The sequence below is a fragment of the Donghicola sp. XS_ASV15 genome (assembly GCF_041224595.1).
Lineage (GTDB): Bacteria > Pseudomonadota > Alphaproteobacteria > Rhodobacterales > Rhodobacteraceae > Donghicola.
In genome coordinates, this window is the sequence record NZ_JBGFGN010000163.1 from 1 (window position 1) to 333 (window position 333).

Below are 333 nucleotides of genomic sequence, written 5' to 3' on the forward strand. Positions count from 1 at the left end.
GCCGTATTATTTAAGTTTAATTGTTTTAAATTACTAATAATTTTGCGTCGTTCAGTTTTATCAAAGCGCTTTAATATCGTCCTAATGCTAATTAGTTCACTCGTTGAGGGCAGGCCAAACAGGTTACGAAACCCCTCTGAGGTATGCATAACTTTGGTTTTTATGTTGAGCTCAAAGCTGCCTATTTCCGCGAGTTTCTCTGATGCGCTCATAAATAATTGGCGGGTTTTTATTGTGTCTTGGTCTTGCAAGGCTTGCTTGCGGTTCTTTTCTTGCGATTTATTTGTAATGTAAAGTGCAAGAACAAAGAGCGATATTAAAGAGCTAATTTGC

General features: G+C 37.5%; 1 protein-coding gene. It reads right to left on the minus strand.

The window, feature by feature from the left end:
- Window positions 1–333: hypothetical protein (locus tag AB9K37_RS18235; RefSeq protein WP_369841498.1), on the minus strand; the 333-nt coding region annotated here is incomplete at both ends.